The following is a 1587-nucleotide window of genomic DNA, read 5'->3' on the forward strand; positions in this document are numbered from 1 at the left end:
AGGGGCGCGTCGCCGGTGCCGCCGTCGGCGGCCACGACCGTGTCCTCGACCCGGGGCGCCTCGGGCGCGTCCACCGCGGGCGGCACCTGGGCTGCGATCGAGGACAGCGTGAGCGCGCCCGTGTACTGCTCGCCCGCCGTGGTCTCCAGCGCGCGCACACGCTGCAGCCTCAGGGGGAACGCGACGCCGTCGGGCACCGGGAAGGTGACCTGCCGCCAGCCGGTCCAGGTGACCTCGGGCCCGTCGAGCTGCGTGACGACACCGTCGCCCTGCCGTGCCTGGAGCCGCAGCCAGGCGCCGTGGCCGTCGCCGTCGACCCACATGGTCACCGCGCGCGGTGCGCCGGGCAGCTCGCGACCGCCTGCCGCGGCCTCGGGCAGCACCGCGTACTGGCCGCGCGTGGCCGTGGACCGCGTGAAGTCGTAGGTCATGCGCAGGCCGGCCGAACCCTCATGCCCGGCCACGGGAGCGAGGGTTCCGCCCGGGGCGCGGTCGTTCGCCGAGGTCCAGGATGCCGCGTCGGCGAAGTCGGCGACGACGTCCTCCTCCAGGCTGACCGTCACGGCCACGCGGGTGGTCAGCGGCGCCCCGTCCGGGCCGGGGACGGACAGCTCGAAGGTGGTGCCGCCCACCTCGGCGAGCGCGCGGACCTCGAAGGAGCCGTCGGCGGCCGGGACCAGCTCGGCGACCGGCTCGCGGGTAGCGCGCACACCGGGGATCCGGGGCTCGCCCGGCTCGACCGCCGTCACGGTGACGTCCCGCGCCTCGATCGGCGCGGTGAAGCCCTGCGCGTCGTAGCCGGTCAGCACGAGCGGCGCGGTCGCGTCGGCGTCCTCCAGCCCGACGACGGGGGTGTCCACACCCGTGCGGACGAGGCCGCCCAGCACCTCCACCTCGGTGGTGCCGGTGGCCAGGCCCCAGCGGCTCAGCGACGCCGCGGTCACGGTGGTGCTGCCCGCCTTGCGGCCGGTCACCACGCCGTCGCGCACCCAGGCGACCGCGCCGTCGCGGGCGCGCCACGAGGACGGCTCGGTCGCGACGGGACCCATCGTGTCGTCGTACCCCTTGCCGACCAGCGTGCGGTGCAGGCCGGGGAAGACGCGGTCCGCGTCGTCGGCCGGGACCGTGGTGCGTACGTCGTACGCCGCGACACGGCCCGAGCCCGCCGGGACGTACAGGCCGAGGCCGTTCGCGTCGGCCCGCTCGAACCCGTCGGACGGGCTGTTCAGGATGGTGTTGGCGGCGTCGCCCGGCAGCCGGGCGACCATCTCGGAGGAGCCGCCGCCGTCGAGGTTGATCGCGTCGTCGGCGCCGAGCTGGGCCATGAGACCGCCGAGCTCGTACAGGTTCATGCCGATGCTGTGGGTCTGGCGGCCGTCGACCACCACGAAGTACGCGCGGGTGCCGGACTCGTCGAAGCCCACCGCGGTGCGGGGGTGGCGCAGCTCCACGTGGTCACCGGTCGCGGAGGTGACCTCGCCGTCCTCCAGCAGCGGGTCCTCGACGCCGCCGCCGATGGCGACCGCGACGTCGCCCGCGTCCTCCCTCAGGCCGTACGCCAGGTCGATCCGGTCGCCCGGGCGCAGG

The 1587-nt window shown here is 76.1% G+C and carries 1 protein-coding gene; it reads right to left on the bottom strand.

Annotation, left to right across the window (positions count from 1 at the left end):
* The coding region (locus tag PROKR_RS00160) for a phosphodiester glycosidase family protein (protein ID WP_036958780.1) at positions 1–1587 on the bottom strand (1587 nt) is incomplete at both ends.

The organism is Promicromonospora kroppenstedtii DSM 19349 (genome assembly GCF_000515355.1).
GTDB classification, from domain to species: Bacteria; Actinomycetota; Actinomycetes; order Actinomycetales; family Cellulomonadaceae; genus Promicromonospora; species Promicromonospora kroppenstedtii.